The sequence below is a fragment of the Siminovitchia jepli genome (assembly GCF_047228825.1).
In the GTDB taxonomy this organism is placed as follows: Bacteria; Bacillota; Bacilli; order Bacillales; family Bacillaceae_C; genus Siminovitchia.
The window spans coordinates 71,701-88,586 of sequence record NZ_JBFEGN010000008.1 but is presented as its reverse complement, the minus strand read 5'-3'; the positions used below and the strand labels follow the sequence as shown (position 1 = coordinate 88,586).

General features: G+C 43.3%; 13 protein-coding genes and 1 riboswitch. Of the genes, 10 read left to right on the top strand and 3 right to left on the bottom strand.

What is annotated here, in order from left to right:
• Positions 1 to 659, top strand: a 659-nt coding sequence (locus tag AB1L08_RS05950; RefSeq protein WP_413063747.1) for a transposase, incomplete at its 5' end; no start/stop codon positions are given.
• A 469-nt stretch (positions 660 to 1,128) separates the two neighbouring features.
• On the top strand, positions 1,129 to 1,623 hold the full coding sequence (locus AB1L08_RS05945; RefSeq protein WP_413063746.1) for a DUF1189 family protein: 495 nt from the start codon (positions 1,129 to 1,131) through the stop codon (positions 1,621 to 1,623).
• Positions 1,624 to 1,715: 92 nt separating this feature from the next.
• Here AB1L08_RS05945 and AB1L08_RS05940 read toward each other — a convergent pair whose 3' ends face one another.
• On the bottom strand, positions 1,716 to 3,326 hold the full coding sequence (locus tag AB1L08_RS05940; protein WP_413063745.1) for a methyl-accepting chemotaxis protein: 1,611 nt from the start codon (positions 3,324 to 3,326) through the stop codon (positions 1,716 to 1,718).
• 557 nt (positions 3,327 to 3,883) lie between these two features.
• Positions 3,884 to 3,981, top strand: a riboswitch (TPP riboswitch).
• A 69-nt stretch (positions 3,982 to 4,050) separates the two neighbouring features.
• Between AB1L08_RS05940 and thiT the strand changes: the two genes are divergently transcribed.
• Positions 4,051 to 4,626 carry an energy-coupled thiamine transporter ThiT gene (gene thiT, locus AB1L08_RS05935; RefSeq protein ID WP_413063744.1) on the top strand — a complete coding sequence of 192 codons (576 nt, stop codon included), beginning with the start codon at positions 4,051 to 4,053 and terminating at the stop codon, positions 4,624 to 4,626.
• 34 nt (positions 4,627 to 4,660) lie between these two features.
• Here thiT and AB1L08_RS05930 read toward each other — a convergent pair whose 3' ends face one another.
• On the bottom strand, positions 4,661 to 5,053 hold the full coding sequence (locus AB1L08_RS05930; protein WP_413063743.1) for a thiol-disulfide oxidoreductase DCC family protein: 393 nt from the start codon (positions 5,051 to 5,053) through the stop codon (positions 4,661 to 4,663).
• Between the two features lie 137 nt (positions 5,054 to 5,190).
• Between AB1L08_RS05930 and AB1L08_RS05925 the strand changes: the two genes are divergently transcribed.
• The 7 genes from AB1L08_RS05925 (at position 5,191) to AB1L08_RS05895 (ending at position 14,422) form a co-directional block, all read left to right on the top strand.
• Positions 5,191 to 5,742 (top strand): thioredoxin family protein, encoded by a 552-nt coding sequence (locus AB1L08_RS05925; RefSeq protein WP_413063742.1) that lies wholly within the window; start codon positions 5,191 to 5,193, stop codon positions 5,740 to 5,742.
• A 266-nt stretch (positions 5,743 to 6,008) separates the two neighbouring features.
• On the top strand, positions 6,009 to 8,177 hold the full coding sequence (locus tag AB1L08_RS05920; protein WP_413063741.1) for a Xaa-Pro dipeptidyl-peptidase: 2,169 nt from the start codon (positions 6,009 to 6,011) through the stop codon (positions 8,175 to 8,177).
• 627 nt (positions 8,178 to 8,804) lie between these two features.
• Positions 8,805 to 9,794, top strand: coding sequence for an ABC transporter ATP-binding protein (locus AB1L08_RS05915; RefSeq protein WP_413063740.1), 990 nt, complete (start codon positions 8,805 to 8,807; stop codon positions 9,792 to 9,794).
• Complete coding sequence (locus AB1L08_RS05910; protein ID WP_413063739.1) at positions 9,791 to 10,759, top strand: ABC transporter ATP-binding protein; 969 nt, start codon at positions 9,791 to 9,793, stop codon at positions 10,757 to 10,759. The genes AB1L08_RS05915 and AB1L08_RS05910 overlap by 4 nt, the downstream gene beginning before the upstream one ends.
• A gap of 47 nt (positions 10,760 to 10,806) precedes the next feature.
• A complete protein-coding gene (locus tag AB1L08_RS05905; protein WP_413063738.1) occupies positions 10,807 to 12,420 on the top strand; it encodes an ABC transporter substrate-binding protein in 1,614 nt (537 codons plus the stop codon).
• Between the two features lie 77 nt (positions 12,421 to 12,497).
• The gene (locus AB1L08_RS05900; protein ID WP_413063737.1) at positions 12,498 to 13,502 is read left to right on the top strand and encodes an ABC transporter permease; all 1,005 of its coding nucleotides are present in this window, start codon (positions 12,498 to 12,500) and stop codon (positions 13,500 to 13,502) included.
• A gap of 53 nt (positions 13,503 to 13,555) precedes the next feature.
• On the top strand, positions 13,556 to 14,422 hold the full coding sequence (locus tag AB1L08_RS05895) for an ABC transporter permease (protein WP_413063749.1): 867 nt from the start codon (positions 13,556 to 13,558) through the stop codon (positions 14,420 to 14,422).
• A 208-nt stretch (positions 14,423 to 14,630) separates the two neighbouring features.
• Here AB1L08_RS05895 and AB1L08_RS05890 read toward each other — a convergent pair whose 3' ends face one another.
• A complete protein-coding gene (locus tag AB1L08_RS05890) occupies positions 14,631 to 16,661 on the bottom strand; it encodes a Xaa-Pro dipeptidyl-peptidase (protein WP_413063748.1) in 2,031 nt (676 codons plus the stop codon).
• Between the last annotated feature and the right edge of the window lie 225 nt (positions 16,662 to 16,886).

Below are 16,886 nucleotides of genomic sequence, written 5' to 3'. Positions count from 1 at the left end.
CCAAGAAAATCAAAAGCACATTCAAACGACTGCCCATCTGTCTTTTGGGAGACAGCCTGTATGCATGTGAGCCTGTCTTTGACATCTGCCACGATAACAAATGGAAATACATCTTCCGTTTCAAGGAAGGCAGAATTAAAAGCATCGCGACTGAGTTCGAGGCCATCAAATACCTGGAAGAAAACAACAAAAAGAACAAACATGAAAAAAAAGAGGGAGATAAGTTTGTTTGGACCCACAATATTTCATATAACAACAGACGCGTAAATCTTTTGGAAGCAGTATTGAAAACAGAGGACAAAGAGTTTTTGTTTATTACGGACATTAGAATCACTAAAAGGAATGCGGAAAAACTCGTCCAAGCGGGGCGGAGTCGCTGGAAAATAGAAAACGAGGGTTTTAACCACCAGAAGAACGGGTGGCACGATATTGAACATGTGAATTCCCATAACTATACGGCCATGAAAAACCATTACCTTCTGGTGCAAATCGCCGATATCTTGGTTCAGTTGTACCTTAATGGTGCCAAGATCCTAAAGGGTCTAAAAAAATCGGCAAAAGAAAAATCCTCGGATCTGTTAGAAGCGATTCGGAGCCGCATTTTAACAGCCGAGGATTTACTCCAATTAGGGAAACCGATGCAAATCAGGTTTACCTAACGGTTTTATTTTATCAAAGGATGTGATGCTAAGGAAGAGTTTTTATAGTTATCCACAACTTTAAAGCCAAAAATAATCCATTGTGCTCGTTTTGACTTTTTTCACAGAAAAATTGATTGGTAAATTTTTACATCTGTGGATAAGTGCATTTTCTGTTTTAAGGACTAAAAAACATAAATTTACTCCTCAAAGCTGCCTTCGGTTATTTTGATATTTATTCAAGAGTGGTTTATGTCTTATTGTTTATTCTGGTGATTGTATTTTTATTTGTTTTTATGAAAAAAAGAAGGTAGCCGAATGGACGGGATGAAGAATTTTTGATGCCGGGAAAGATCGAGGTTTCTTTTTTGATGACCAAAATTAATGTATAATATGTTGGAAATGAGCAATCAATATCAATTTCGCATAAAAGCTGGCATGGATATGGTCACGGTTGCTATATAATTTTTCACTTCATGGGGGGAAGCTGGTGAACCTTCCTTTTATATTCAAAAATAGTTTATTGCTGCCAAAAAAAGATGCGGTTTTTCAATTAAATAGAGTGAGTATGAGAGATGCAATGACATATATGGTTTGTCTGCTGGTTCTATTATTTTTGCCAGACATTGCGAAAATGATTATGAATCCGGAGTGGATGACCGAGGGGATCACATACAGTACATATATTATTCAAATCCTGGTATTTTATCCGTTTTTGATCCTTTTTTTGGTTGTAGCGGGAGTGTCCATGTTGGCTTTCGTTTCTTTCGGAATGGCGAAGATGGCGGGAAGAAAGCTTACTTATCATTATCTTTGGAAAATGACGGGATATGCTCTAACAGTCCCCTTAATGATTTACACGATATTGAAACTTTTTCAAATCAATCATGCAGGAATAAATTTAATCCTTATGCTTGTTCTATATTTTTCCATTTGCAAAATAATCCTTATTTATCCCAAAATCTCAGATGCATCATCCAAATAAAGGGAAACTTCAATCAGTCGGGTTTTAGGCATTCGACATAGGACAAGAAAAAAAGGGCTGTCGCCGGCTTTCCGGACAGCCCTGAGTATATACTATACTTCTTTGCTTAATTTAAAGGCGGACACCGACGCATTCAGCTCCTCGGCCAGCTCTGTCAAAGCGTTTGCTGTTGAAGCAGTTTCCTCGCTGCTGGCAGCGGCTTCTTCCGTTGTGGCTGAAATGCTCTCAATATAGGAGAGTACTTCTGACGTCTGGGCAGCTTGTTCTTCACTTGCACTTGCAATTTCCGTCACTTTATTCCCTGTATCATTTATCATTTGAATAATGTTTTCGAAAGCTTCACCTGATTTTTGCGTTGTAGTGACGCCTTCTTCGACAGATTTCACACTAACAACCGTAGCTTCTTGCATATTTTTAATAATATTGGATATTTCATTTGTGGCTTGACTGCTTCTTTCTGCAAGTTTGCGGACTTCATCGGCCACGACAGCAAATCCCCGTCCTTGTTCTCCGGCCCTCGCAGCTTCTATTGCTGCGTTTAGGGCAAGGAGGTTTGTCTGATCGGCAATATCATTAATGACTTCAATAATTTCTCCAATTTTCTTGGAATCCTCTTCGAGCCGGGACATTTGGGTACTCACCATGGCGGCTCCTTCAACGGAGGACTGGACAACCTGTCCTCCTTCTTTGGCAATTTTAATCGTTTTATTTGATAATTCGGCTGCTTGTTCGGTATTTTGGGCAACCGAGTTTATGGCATCCGCCAGTTCTTTAAATAATTCATTGATTGTTTGCGCAGCGTTCGCCTGATTTGTACTTGCACTGGCAATCTCTTCGGTGCTGGCCGAAACCTGCTCGGCGGAAGCTGATAAATTTTCGGAAGCACTTAAAATGTTTTGAATTGTGGCCCTTAAATTTCCAACCATTTTATTGACGGAACGGGCCAGAGTGCCTACTTCATCCTTTGTACGTATATTTACCGTTTCGGATAAATCACCATCAGCCACTTTTTCCACTAATCGAGCCACTTGTCCAAGCGGACGGGAAATAACTTTTGCAATGAAGATGCCGAATAATATACTTAGCAAACATATGAAAGCAGTAATACCTGCCACTACCATGAGAGTAGTTAAATACACTTTTTGGGCTTTCTGTTGGGCCTTTTCGGCAGCAGCCGCATCCAACTCCATTAGCGCATCCAATTCATTGATCATCCCGTTTTGAGTATTGAGCAGGCCGCCGTTAAGGCTTAACAAGTATTCCGTGTTCTTGCCGTCAATCACCAGCTGAACTGCACGATCATATAAATTATTGTGTGCTTCCCATATATTATTGAATCTGTTTATTTTATCTTCCTGCTCATATGACAATTGGTGTTTACTGTATGCGCTGACATGTGCTTCAATTTTTTCTCGGATTTTTTTTACATCTGCGATTAATTTTTCGGTTTCCTGTTCCGTTTGGGCCAAGTATAAATCCCTGCTGGCCAATCTCAACTGTTGAACCAGGTCCCGGGCTTCCGCAACTTCCTGTATCGGTTTCAAGTTATTGTTAAACATGCCGGAAATTCCATTATTTAATGCGCCCATTTGGGACAAGGCTATAACTCCAGTACCTACTTGGAATAATGCCAAAATAAGAAAAGCTGATATCAATTTCACCGATGTTTTTAGATTATAAAACCAATTCAATAACTTCTTCATAATTACACCTGCTCCTAGTACAAAATATTTTCAAAAAATATATTTCCTCTCAACAATTTATTGAAAGGCTCTCCTATTAATTTTATTGCATCACCTCTAAAGTTTTCCAAACAAAAGAATGCCCATTCTTATTGGATTGATAGCATTAATGTAACAGGCTTCTTATTTGACATAACAAAAAATCTGGTTGGCTATATTAATTTAATCGGCATAAATCCAAAGAATTGAAGTCTTCTGATTCAGATAATATCCAGATCTTAAAAAAGTTATTCCATGGAGGTTTTAATAGATTTTTGTCGGGAAATGTCAGATAGCTATACCCTCCAAGGCCTTTTTGCTTCAATCCGCGCTTCTATGTGAGGTTTGACAATTGGGGCAAGCGCCAAACCATCAGGTGTATGTTAAATTATGTTGCCAATCAGAATGGAGAGCCTGTCTATCAAATGGGGATCAGGAGCTGAATGGCTGGCAATAATATGGACGTGCCTCAAACTTTCTATAACAAAGATTGCAATTTTTTTAAAATCAACTACAATTAAGTAGAGTAGAAATTGAATCGGCGTACCAGGGGGAGCTTTTTGCTGAGAGTGGATTCGTTCCAGACCCTTCGAACCTGTTGGTTAATTCCAGCGCAGGGATGGTGATAGAGTTGAGGGCAATGTAGTTTATTGTCTTTGTTCCCCTATGGTTACGATCGGTCATTACATCATGGGGGGTTTTTTATATGGGAAGGAAAAAGATGTCATTACGTGCACTGATGGAGGTATCGATTTTTGCCGCTTTTGCGATGATGCTGGATATGATTCCATCGATTCAAGTAACGCCGGCGATCAAGTTTTCATTTGCCATGGTCCCGATTTTTATCGTGGCGCTCCGCTGGGGAATCAAGGCCGGCTTTGCATCGGGATTTTTGTGGGGACTGCTGCAGGTTGTTCTGGGGGATGCCGCAGGACAAATATTAACTCCCCTGCAAGGGTTTATTGAATATTTTGTTGCATTCAGCTTTGTCGGTGCAGCAGGATTGTTGGCACCCGCAATGAAAAATGCTGTGAAGTCTGAAGGGAAAATGATGATGGTCCTGATTTTGTTTGTGGCTATATTCTTGGGCGGCTTTGCGAGATATGTTTGGCATTTTATTGCCGGAATTATTTTTTGGGGAAAATTTGCACCTCCGGGCCAATCCGCTTTTCTATATTCACTGATATCAAACGGTACTTCTTACATCGCATCTTCCCTGGCGTGCTTTATCGTGATTGCATTGCTTGTCACGACGGCACCACGCTTGCTTCAAGTAAAATAATTGAAAAAGGCGCATTTTTTCTATGCGTCTTTTTTCATGATAAAAATCTGGCCCTCACTTCCGGTGGCGGAAGCATGCAGCTTTCTTTTTTGCCAAACCATTTATAACGGTTTTTTGCAATGAGGTCATAAAAGGGGTTACGGATGGGAGAAGGTATCATGATCAAAGGATAAAGCCATTTCCACGGCGCATTTAAATACCGGCCTATTCGGAGTACCGCCGCAGATTTATAATAGACTTTGTCTTCTTCTATAACAATCATGCTGTCGACATGGCTGGGAACATTTTGTGCCTTTAACAGTTTTTGTCCGATGTCACTTTGCAAAGAGGCGAAATGAATGTTTCCTTTCGGATCGTTTTTTATAATAAATTGGACACTCGCATCACAAAAATTGCACTCACCGTCAAACAATACGATTGGATGCATTTTTACAACCCTCCCAATGGAATCTTCTTTTACTTTAACCCATTTTGCGATATTGAAACAATGGAATATGCAGTTCAATTTACACGACGGTTCTGTTGAAGTACGCTTAGTATAAAAGGAAAAAGGAGAGGAAGGAAATGGATTTAAATGAGTGGTATGAAAAAGGGCTGACGCCAGATGAATATATCGGAACGCTGGAGTACCATAAAGATGGATTTTTGGGCATTTATGAGCAATTTACCCCGTCGGAAGATGATAGATTTTTCCAATCTGTCAAAGACAAAAATTTGCGGGTAGTGGCACTCGCGGAACCGTGGTGCGGACATTGCATGCTCAATGTTCCTGTGTTGCTCCGCCTGGCTGAAAAAACAGGCATGTCGGCCCGTTTTTTGCTGCGGGATGAAAATCTGGATCTGATGGATCAATATTTGACAAATGAAAAGCGGGTTATTCCAATCTTTATTTTTATTGATGAAAATGGAAACGAAGCGGCGAAATGGGGCCCCATCACAGAGTCTACAAGAAAATTTGTCGACGAGTTCAGAAAAGACCTGCCTCCCAAAGAGGATCCCGGCTATGACGAAAAGTTTAAAGTAATGGTAAAACAAGTAGCCAAATCCTTTAGGGAGAATCCGGATTTTTGGAACAACTCTTATGATGATATGAGAAGGGTACTCTCAAGCGTTTAATAAGGAGGAGGTGATCTCCTCCTTATTGAATTTGGTTTGTGAAAGCGCTGTCTTTAGTACTGGGCATAAAAGAATGGCTTTTATAATCAATCATGCAAGAAAATTAGACAAGACCCATTATTACAACAGTTTCAGATACATATCAAGTTTTGTCAGGTTGTAAAATGATTGTAAAATATCCCAAATAATTGACCTGAAAGCCCCTTTCATATCGAAATTATTGGAATTATTATAAAAAATATAAAGTTTGAAAGGGGGAGTTCGAAATGGTTCGGAGTGCAAGGAAAATTGTTCTTTGTTTGATCCTGTCTCTTTTGTTAGTACCGTCTTTTTCATACTCAGATAATACTAGAGTACATGCTGAACAGGTAACGGCTCCTGGCCACCAATTGCAAAATGGAGTGACACAGCCAACATATTCCTATGTGGATGCGATCAAAGAAACCATTTTTGTCGAGTCTGCATTGGACAGCGATGAAAATGGGGAACCGGATCGGATTGCGATTGATATTATGCGGCCAAAAGAAACAGAAGAAGGATTGAAAGTTCCCGTCATCATGGATGCAAGCCCATATTATGAGAGGTTGGGACGCGGGAATGAGTCCCAAGTCAAAGATCCGGATGGTGATGGAATCAACGATGTGTTTCCTTTGTTTTACGACAACTACTTTGTACCGAGAGGCTATGCGGTCGTTTTAGTTGATATGGTGGGAACAAACAACTCGGACGGCTGTCCGACAACCGGAGGTTACGAAGAGACTGAAAGCGTCAAAGTGGCCATTGAGTGGTTAAACGGAAAAGGAAAAGCTTGGGATAAGGACGGCAACGAAGTAAAAGCGGACTGGTCTACCGGAAAAGTGGGCATGATTGGAAAGTCTTATGATGGTACACTGGCAAATGCCGTTGCCGCCACTGGTGTGGAAGGATTGGAAACAATCGTTCCGATTGGCGCCATCAGCAGTTGGTATTACTATTACCGTTATGAAGGCATCCTGTTCAGCCGCAACGGTCCGGGAGGGCTCGCCAGCAGGGTGACAAACAGCAAACGAGTGCAGCAATGTGCCCCCATCCGCGAAAAAATAAGAGTTGCGGCCGATGACGATACCGGAAATTATAACGAATTTTGGGCTGAGCGGAATTACTATAAAGATGCTGATAAAGTCAAAGCAAGCGTTTTCGTCATCCACGGATTGAACGATTACAACGTGAAAGCCAATCACTTTTCCAAGTGGTGGGAAGCATTGGCTGAAAACGATGTACCGAGGAAATTATGGCTTACACAAACGGGCCATGTAGATCCATTTGATTTTAGAAGAGCCGAATGGGTGGATACTCTGCACCGCTGGTTCGATTATTGGCTCCTTGGAATTGAAAACGGTATCATGGATGAACCGATGGTAGATTTGGAAACCGGGCCTGGTGAGTGGGAAACGCATTCCAATTGGCCTGACGAGAATTCAAAAGTTGCCAAGCTAAGGCTTGCTCCCGGGGCTGAAAATTTACCGGGAACATTGACAACCGGACCCGTAAACGGGAATGATACCCAAACATTCACGGATAACCCCAATCAAACAGACACCCAAATGGTTCAAAACGAATTTACCGTGAAAGAGGACAGGCTCATCTTTTTATCTCCGGAACTGAAAGAAGATGTCCGTTTGAGCGGTGTTCCCGAGATAGATATACGTTCGGTTGTCGATAAAGAAAATGCGAATCTTACTGGGTTGATCGTAGATTATGGGACAGATGTCAGGGTCAATCATCAAGGAAGTGGTGAAGGGATCAAGACACTTTCCAACAGAACGTGCTGGGGTGAAAGCTCTCCATCCGACAGCGCCTGCTATCGGGAAACGGAAATCACAACGGTTGAAGCGCCATATGAAATTGTGACGCATGGATGGCTTAGTGCCAAGAACAGAAAATCCCTTGAATATGCTGTTCCATTGGAACCCGGCAAAAATCATCGGATGAAATGGGATACTCTGCCGGAAGATTATGTCTTTAAAAAAGGCCACCGGATTGGCATTGTGATTGCCGGAAGTAATAGAGGACGGCTTCTTACAGATCCAAACAGGGCCACTTTTCATGTTCATCTTGGACAAAGTTTAGTAGAATTGCCGATCGTCGGGGGAAGGAAGGCTTTAGAAAAGGCATTTGGAGAAACAAATCCTGCAAATGCCGCGGAAATCATCACGCGTGTGGAAAATTTAAAAAAAGACGGGGAATTCAAAAGCGACCGTGAAGCCAGGTCATTAACCACTCATATGGCGGCAGTGGAGCTTTATGAGAAAAAAGGATTGAGCGACAAAATCGTCAAACATATGAATGGCTTTATCATATTGCTTGCACATCAAGAAGATCAGGGGCTGATTTCCAAAAAAGGCTACTACATTCTTAAGGAAGAAGCCGAATCATTAATCGAAAAATGGGAATAGGCGAATAGAATCAAAGTTTCATTGAAAAGTTCATTCCCCGGCACAGGCTTTGGAGGCCTGTACCGGGAATTGTTAAAAAAGACCATTATTGTGTGTTTATAATAAGATATTTGGAAACAAAGACATTTCTGATGTTTTTCAATAAAACTTGAAAAAAATGGAATAAAGCTGTTTACCTAAATCATCATACTGGTTAAACCATCCTTCAACATATATCCAAGGTCTTGCTTCCAACTTCCGCTCTGATATCTGACCTCCGGATCCGCAGCTTCGGTGATACGTTTAGCCCCGGTACATTTCCCCGCAAAAGTCACTCGACCAGTGAGCTATTATTATGCACTCTTTGATCTGCGAAGAAAGTGGATTCTTAACGGATATTGTTCCGATTTAAGGGAGAGGAGAGCTGATTAACAGGGTACTGGGAAAACAATTGGAAATTTAAAGCGTGGACCCTTTTTTAAAAATAATCTTAAAAGGACTTATCGAAAAAATAGCGAATAAGTTATTTAAGAATCATTTTATGTCTCAATATATAACTTTTTATTTATTTATTTATTGCCAATTTTCCGTATTAATGTAATAATGTTTTTTAAATATAATAAGTCATCACCAGAAGGGAGTGAGGCAATGGAGAATATATTATTAAAAGTAGAAGGGCTGAGAACCTCTTTTTTTACAGATGATGGAGAAATTCCGATTGTTAACAGCATCGATTTTCATGTCCGAACCGGTGAAGTCCTTGGCATTGTCGGGGAATCCGGATGCGGAAAAAGCGTCACTTCTTTGTCTATCATAGGGCTTATTCCGGCGCAAACAGGAAAAGTGGATGGACAAATTTTGTTTAAAGGAGAAAATCTCGCTTTGGCGTCGGAAAAAAGAATGCGGCAAATCCGAGGCAATGAAATCGCCATGATTTTCCAGGAGCCGATGACGAGCCTGAATCCGGTCTTTACCATCGGGGAGCAGCTTCTGGAAGCCATTCAGATTCATAAGAGATTACCGAAAAAGAAAGCAAAAGAGCGTGCTGTTGAGATGTTGAAGCTTGTGGGCCTTGCGCGTGCGGAGCAATTGCTCAATGAATATCCCCATCAGCTTTCCGGAGGGATGAGGCAGCGCGTCATGATTGCGATGGCGATGATCTGCAATCCCGAATTGCTGATCGCAGATGAGCCGACAACGGCATTGGATGTCACCATTCAGGCGCAAATTTTGGATTTGATGAAAGCGCTTAACAAAGATACGGATACTGCCATTATTATGATCACACACGATTTAGGGGTCGTAGCCGAGATGTGCAGCCGCGTCATTGTCATGTACGCCGGGCATATCGTGGAAGAGGCGGATGTAAAGACTATTTTTAAAAGTCCGAAGCATCCTTATACGATTGGATTAATCCAGTCTGTTCCGGATATGCGCCATAGAAAGGATCGGCTTTATTCAATTGAGGGAAATGTGCCAAAACCAGGCTCTATCCAAGCGGGTTGCCACTTTGCACCACGGTGTGAACATGCGTTTGATCGCTGCTTTGCCCAAACGCCTGACCTTTTGAATCTGTCAGATGTACATAAAGTGAAATGTTGGTTATACGAAAGCGAAAAAGGAGAAGTCAGCCGATGACAGAACGATTATTGGAGGTTAAGGGTTTAAAAAAAAGCTTCCCTATACAAGGCGGGATATTCGGAAAACAAATCGGCGAAGTGAAAGCGGTTGATGAGGTTTCATTTTTTATTAAGAAAGGTGAAACATTGGGGCTTGTCGGCGAGAGCGGATGCGGAAAATCAACGACAGGCAAAACGCTGCTCCGTCTTTTAGAACCGACAGAAGGGAAAATATATTTTGAAGGAAAAGACATCACGGACCTTCCAAGAAATGAAATGCGCCGTCTGCGCAGGGAAATGCAAATGGTGTTCCAGGACCCGTTCGCTTCCTTAAATCCAAGGCATAAAGTTGAAAAAATATTGGAAGAGCCATTGATCGTTCACGGGGTGACAGATTCAAAAGAGCGGAAGAAGAGGGTGCGCCAGCTGCTGGAAATTGTGGGTCTCAATGATTATCACGCAAAGAGGTATCCTCATCAATTCAGCGGCGGCCAACGACAAAGGATCGGCATTGCGAGAGCTTTGGCTGTCCATCCCAAGCTCATTGTGGCAGATGAGCCTGTTTCCGCTCTTGATGTATCGATTCAATCACAGGTCTTGAACTTGCTCAAGGATTTACAACAAGAATTTAATTTGACCTATCTATTTATCGCACATGATCTGGGGGTTGTCCGCCACATCAGCGACCGGGTGGGAGTGATGTATCTGGGAAGGATTGTGGAGCTCGCTGACAGCGAGCAACTCTATGAAAATCCAAAACACCCATACACGAAAGCGCTTTTATCAGCTGTACCCGTTCCTGATGTTGACTTTCAAAAGGAGCGCGTCATTTTACGGGGGGATGTGCCAAACCCGGCAAATCCGCCTGCCGGGTGTGCGTTCCATACACGCTGTCCGGCCGCAATGAAGCAATGTGCCCACAAGCGGCCGTTGTTTAAAGAAGTAGATAAAGGCCATTACGCGGCTTGCCACTTATATGAGTGATGAGCAGCGTGAAAAAATAAAGGCAAATATCAAATGGGGGTAAGAAAATGAAGAAGGGTTTATCCACTGTTTTTTCACTGTTACTCGTCCTGTCTTTCGCTCTTATGGGCTGTTCGGGATCGAAAGAGACAGGAAAAGAAGAGGGCGGAGAAAAGAAAGAGAAAGCAGCGGAAGGCGGCACAATGATTTATGCTCGCGGTGGAGATGCGGTCAAGCTTGACCCTGCGACCATTACAGATGGTGAGTCTTTAATTGTATCCGAACAAATCCTTGAGACACTCGTCAATTATGAAAAGGAAACTACGGACATTGTTCCTGGGCTTGCCAAAGACTGGGAAGTTTCTGATGACGGGATAACGTACACATTCGAATTGGAGGAAGGCGTAAAGTTCCATGACGGCACCGATTTTAATGCGGATGCAGTTGTTAAAAACTTCGAACGCTGGATGAACGGGAAGGATGAAGCGGAATTCCCTTATTTTGTATCGCAATTTGGCGGATTTAAAGGCGAGGAAGCCGCAGTGATTAAGGAAGTGAAAGCGGTTGATGAATATAAGGTAGAATTTACATTATTCAGGCCGCAGGCGCCGTTCCTGAAAAACCTGGCCATGACGCCGTTTGCCATTTCCAGTCCGGCTGCCATTGAAAAGTTTGGTGACAAATACATCGAAAACCCAGTTGGAACAGGGCCGTTCAAGTTTGAAAGTTGGAAGCGGAATGACACAATTACAGTCGTCAAAAATGAGGACTACTGGAAAGATGGGCTTCCGAAGCTGGATAAAGTGATCTTTAAAGTCATCACGGACAATTCAGCCCGTTTAAACGCACTGATTAAAGGAGAAGTGGACTTGATGGACGGTTTGAATCCAAGTGACGTCGAAAAGGTAAAAGCGGACAGCAACCTGCAAATTTTTGAGCGTCCGTCAATGAATGTCGGCTATTTGGGATTCAATGTTGAAAAGGAACCTTTTGATAACAAAAAAGTCCGCCAGGCTATCAGCCACGCAATAAACAAGCAAGCAATCATCGACAACTTCTATGAAGGAACGGCTGAACCAGCGAAAAACCCGATTCCGCCTTCCATTAACGGATATAACGACGAAATCGAAGATTATGAATTTGATTTGGATAAAGCGAAAAAGCTGCTGGAAGAAGCTGGATTCAAGGATGGATTCAAGATGGATCTATGGGCTATGCCTGTACCCCGTCCATACATGCCAAACGGCCAAAAGGTGGCTGAAGCCATCCAGGCCGACCTTGAAAAGCTCAACATTGACGTCAATATTGTTTCAATGGAATGGGGCACTTACTTGGAAAAAGTACGGGACGGGGAAGCTCCGATGTTCATGCTTGGCTGGACGGGTGACAACGGGGACGCGGATAACTTCCTATATGCCCTGTTGGATAAAGACAGCATCGGATCAAACAACTATTCAAGGTATGCGAGTGAGGATGTTCACAAGCTGTTGATTGAGGCGCAAACAGAAACGGATGAAGATAAGCGCAGCGAACTGTATAAAGAGGCATTGGAAATCATTCACGATGATGCTCCATGGGTACCGCTCGCCCATTCTGTTCCGCAGCTTGCCGGAAAAAGTACGATAGAAGGGTTCTTCCCGCACCCGACAGGGGTTCAAGTGTTTGACGATGTGTCATTGTAATAGGGATTTGCGAGGGGAGTGGGCGTACTCCCCTTTTTTGGTCAGTGCTATGTAAATTTTTCAAGAAAGGTGATTGAATGCTCGCATACACGATAAGACGACTGACATTGCTAGTCCCGGTTCTTCTGGGTATGGTGTTGATTGTATTTTCCCTCATTCATGCGATTCCGGGCAATCCGGCTCAGATTATTTTGGGCCAACAGGCGACAGAGGAAGCCGTTGCGGCGTTAACAAAGCAATTAGGCTTGGATCAGCCATTATATATACAATTTTTTGATTATGTTAAGAACCTGTTAACTGGGGATTTGGGAATGTCGATTCGCACCCAAAGCCCGATTAGCCAGGAAGTATGGCCGTATTTGGCAGCAACATTAGAGCTTGCTTTTGCTGCCATGCTGATTGCGATTATCTTCGGTGTCAACGCAGGGATTATTTCGGCATGGTTTCAAAATTCATGGTTTGACTATATTGCCATGCTGCTTGCCCTGATTGGTGTTTCCATGCCGATCTTTTGGCTTGGCTTGATGGAACAGTATGTTTTCTCCATTCAGCTTGACTTATTTCCGACAACAGGGCGTGACAATATTCGGGATCCGGTCGAACCGATTACTTATTTATATTTAATTGACACACTCATGCAAGGCAGATTTGACCAGTTTGGTGAAGTCATCAAACATCTTGTATTGCCGAGCTTGGCACTCGCTACAATTCCCATGGCGATCATCGCACGGATTACAAGGTCAAGCATGCTGGAAGTGATGCACTCCGATTATATCCGTACTGCCCGTGCCAAAGGGATGAGCATGTTTTGGGTCGTTTATAAACACTCATTAAAAAATGCCTTTATTCCTGTGTTGACGGTCATCGGTTTGCAGACCGGCCTGCTTCTGGGCGGAGCGATCTTGACGGAAACGATATTCGGATGGCCGGGAATCGGCAGCTATATTTATGATGCGATCCAATTCCGCGATTATCCGGTTATTCAATCAGGAATTCTGGTTGTTGCCACCATTTTCGTCTTAATCAATTTAACGGTGGATCTGTTGTATGCAGCGATTGATCCGCGAATCAAATACCGTTAGGGGGAAAGACAATGATTGAACCAGCAGCGAAATTACCTCCAAATCATCCAAACATGACTATAAACGAAGAAGAACAAATCATTTCCCCTTGGAAGGAAGCGTGGCGGAGCTTTAGAAAAAACAAGGCAGCCTTATTTGGGCTCGGCATTGTCCTGTTTTTCATTTTACTGGCCATATTCGCGGATTTGATTGCACCATATGGATTTAAAGAAACGGAACTGGCGAATAAACATCTCCCGCCATCAAGTACACATTGGTTTGGAACGGACGAGTTTGGCCGCGATATTTTAAGCCGAGTTATTTACGGTGCCCGCATCTCCCTCCGGGTCGGATTTCTGGCGGTCAGCGGATCTGTGATAGTGGGTTCTTTGTTGGGTATTGTTGCCGGCTATTACGGCAGATGGGTAGACGGAATAATCTCGAGAATATTTGATATTCTATTAGCTTTTCCAAGTATATTGCTGGCCATTGCGATTGTTGCTATCCTTGGGCCGTCTTTGCAAAATGCAATGATTGCCATTGCGATTATCAACGTGCCGACATTTGGTCGTTTGCTGCGCTCAAGGGTGCTCAGCGTAAAAGAAGAGGAATATATTATGGCAGCCAAAGCGATTGGCATGAAGGATGGCAGAATTCTTTTTCATCATGTCCTGCCAAACAGCCTGGCGCCGATCATCGTTCAGGGCTCGCTTTCCATCGCTACAGCCATCATTGAAGCGGCAGCCTTGGGGTTTCTTGGATTGGGCGCGCAGCCACCGACACCTGAATGGGGAAAAATGCTTGCAGATTCGAAAGACTTCATCATCCAGGCCCCATGGACCGTATTCTTTCCTGGGATCGCCATCATGCTCACAGTGTTGGGATTCAATCTGATGGGGGATGGGTTGAGGGATGCACTTGATCCAAGGATGAAAAGGTAAAATGATTGGGGAGGGCATGCCTTGGCAGGCCGCCTTGCCTGGACCCGAGTCATGCCCTCATTTGTGCCACTCATATTTGTCTTTTTCAAGCATTTCCAAATGTAAAATCAAAGGGTCAAAAAATGGGTTTGGGGCTGTCTTAAGTTGTATAATAACAACTTATGGACAGCCCTTTCTTAATGTTGCCTTTTCGGACTTAAGCAGGCCATTATTGCCATCTCTTTAATAAATATTCCGTATCCGATTTTAAAGATTGATAGGCCCGTTTTGAAATATGCCCTTTTTTAAAATGGTTATTCAGTAAAATATGAAAGTCATTCATGTGCTTCACTACCTTTTCCGAGCTGCCTTTCTTTTCGTAATGCTGGATCGATAATAAATGGACTTGCAATGAACGGGCAACACCGCTGTTTGCAAAATCCCCGTCTTCCCCGAATTGCTGTACGGCTTTTTCCATGGTGGACGCGGTTACATTTAGGGTTTGCAAGTTACCCGCAATTGGTAAAATAACTTCACTTTCCCCGGGTACCACAGTGATTTTTGTTCCGGCCGGTGGGCGGATTGTGTAATCATGGTCGCTCGCCAGGAGAACGATCCCTATTTGATGCCCCGCTTCAAAGACATAGTCATCCGGCTGCATATCCCATTTGAACGTATATTTCTGATTCGGTACAAGTGGTACAGATTGATCGGCTGATTCCAGGTTTTGCGGGTCCATCCATCCCCGTGTTACAATTTCCGGTTTCGTTCCGCCATAGTCGACAAGAAGAGCCGTCAGATTTGAAACAGGACGATCAATGCTTGCCCTGATTTTTACGACAGGCGTACCACTCATGCGGATTGGTTCTTTAAGAACCGGGGAAAGGTAGGCCAAACGGTTCTCCGTTTTCAATCCGGGATTTTCTGCAAGTGCGGCTGCCTTTTTCCTTGGATCATCCATCAGGCTTTCGCTGCCCGAGGAGTTATGGAACAGTTCGTTGCTGAGAATACCGCTTTCTGAATCATTACCTGCTTTCAGGGACAGCTTTGCTGATTCCGCTTCTGGGGCAGGCCAGTCTTCTTGTTGGTGCCACGTGCGGTCTTCACGCTGGATGTCCACTTTTGGTTCATCCATGATTCCGTTTTCAATGCCATACAGCCAGTAATCAAACCATCTATTTTCGGTCTGTTTCCAGTTGTTCGATGATACTCCGCTGTGCCCTCCCTGATGGAGCCACATTTTGCGCGGAACGTTGTTCTCTTTTAATGCTTCCCACCATTGTGAAAATTGCTTTGTTTTTACGTTCCAGTCATTCAAGCCGTGTACGATAAGGACACTTGCTTTGATTTTATCGGCATTGTTCAAATAGTTCCGCTCGTCCCAAAATACATTATAGTCTCCCGTTATCCGATCTTGCTTTTCTGTTAATTCATCCATTACTTGTTGGCACACATCAGGATTTTTACGGGTTAATACGTATTTTGCCAAAACGTCGGCATCCTCACCCTGGTAGCCCCCGGGTGCCACAACTGCACCGTTTGCCCGGTAGTAGTCATACCAGCTGCTGATGGCTGCGACCGGAATAATTGTTTTAAGCCCTTCGACACCGGTTGTCGCAACACCGTTTGGCAATGTTCCGTTATAAGAAACACCAGTCATGCCGACGTTGCCTGTTGACCAATCTGCAGCAACTTCGCTGCCATCTGCAGTAAATGCTTTCGCCCTGCCGTTCAGCCAATCAATCACGGCCTTTGTTGCTAAAATTTCATGTATATCGCCCACTGTTGGGCAGCCGTCCGAATCACCGCTTCCAATGCTGTATCCCAAAATGACCGCATAACCCCTTGGAACATAATAATTTCCTAAAGAGCCAAGATTGGCTGCCAATGGCTTTCCGCCGCCAACCGGAATCAGGTCCACGTCAACGTTATGAAAATCAAGCGGATTTCCCCCGGCCCGGTATGGACTCATTTCATAAATGACCGGAACCTTTATTCCCGGTTCTGTATGAGGACGCATCACCCGAATGGCCACCCGGTCCGTTTTTCCGTCTCCGTCGCTGTCCGTTTCCGTTTCAACAAACAGATTTTCAATAATGGCATCATCTGTTGAGTAAATCGGCTTTGTCATCCCGTTTTCCAATTCAATTTTCGTTGAATCGGACGCTGTTTCCGGGATGAGTCCATTGAAATTAACAGATTCTTTTGGAGAGGCGATTACAGAATGATCTTCAGCAGCAACCGCAAGTGTACCTAACATCAGGAAGATCATCATAAAAAATGAAACGATGAAATGTCTCCTAAACATTCAGCTTCCTCCTCAAATAGTGGATTTCTATAAGTCCATATCACTCAGCTTTTATTCCATTTTGTTTCCCCTCCTTCAAAAAGCCAGACTGAATCATTCATAACATAACACCAATAATTAATTTGAACAATTTAAAATTATAAAAATTAATCAAATAGTAAATAAGTAACTGCTTCA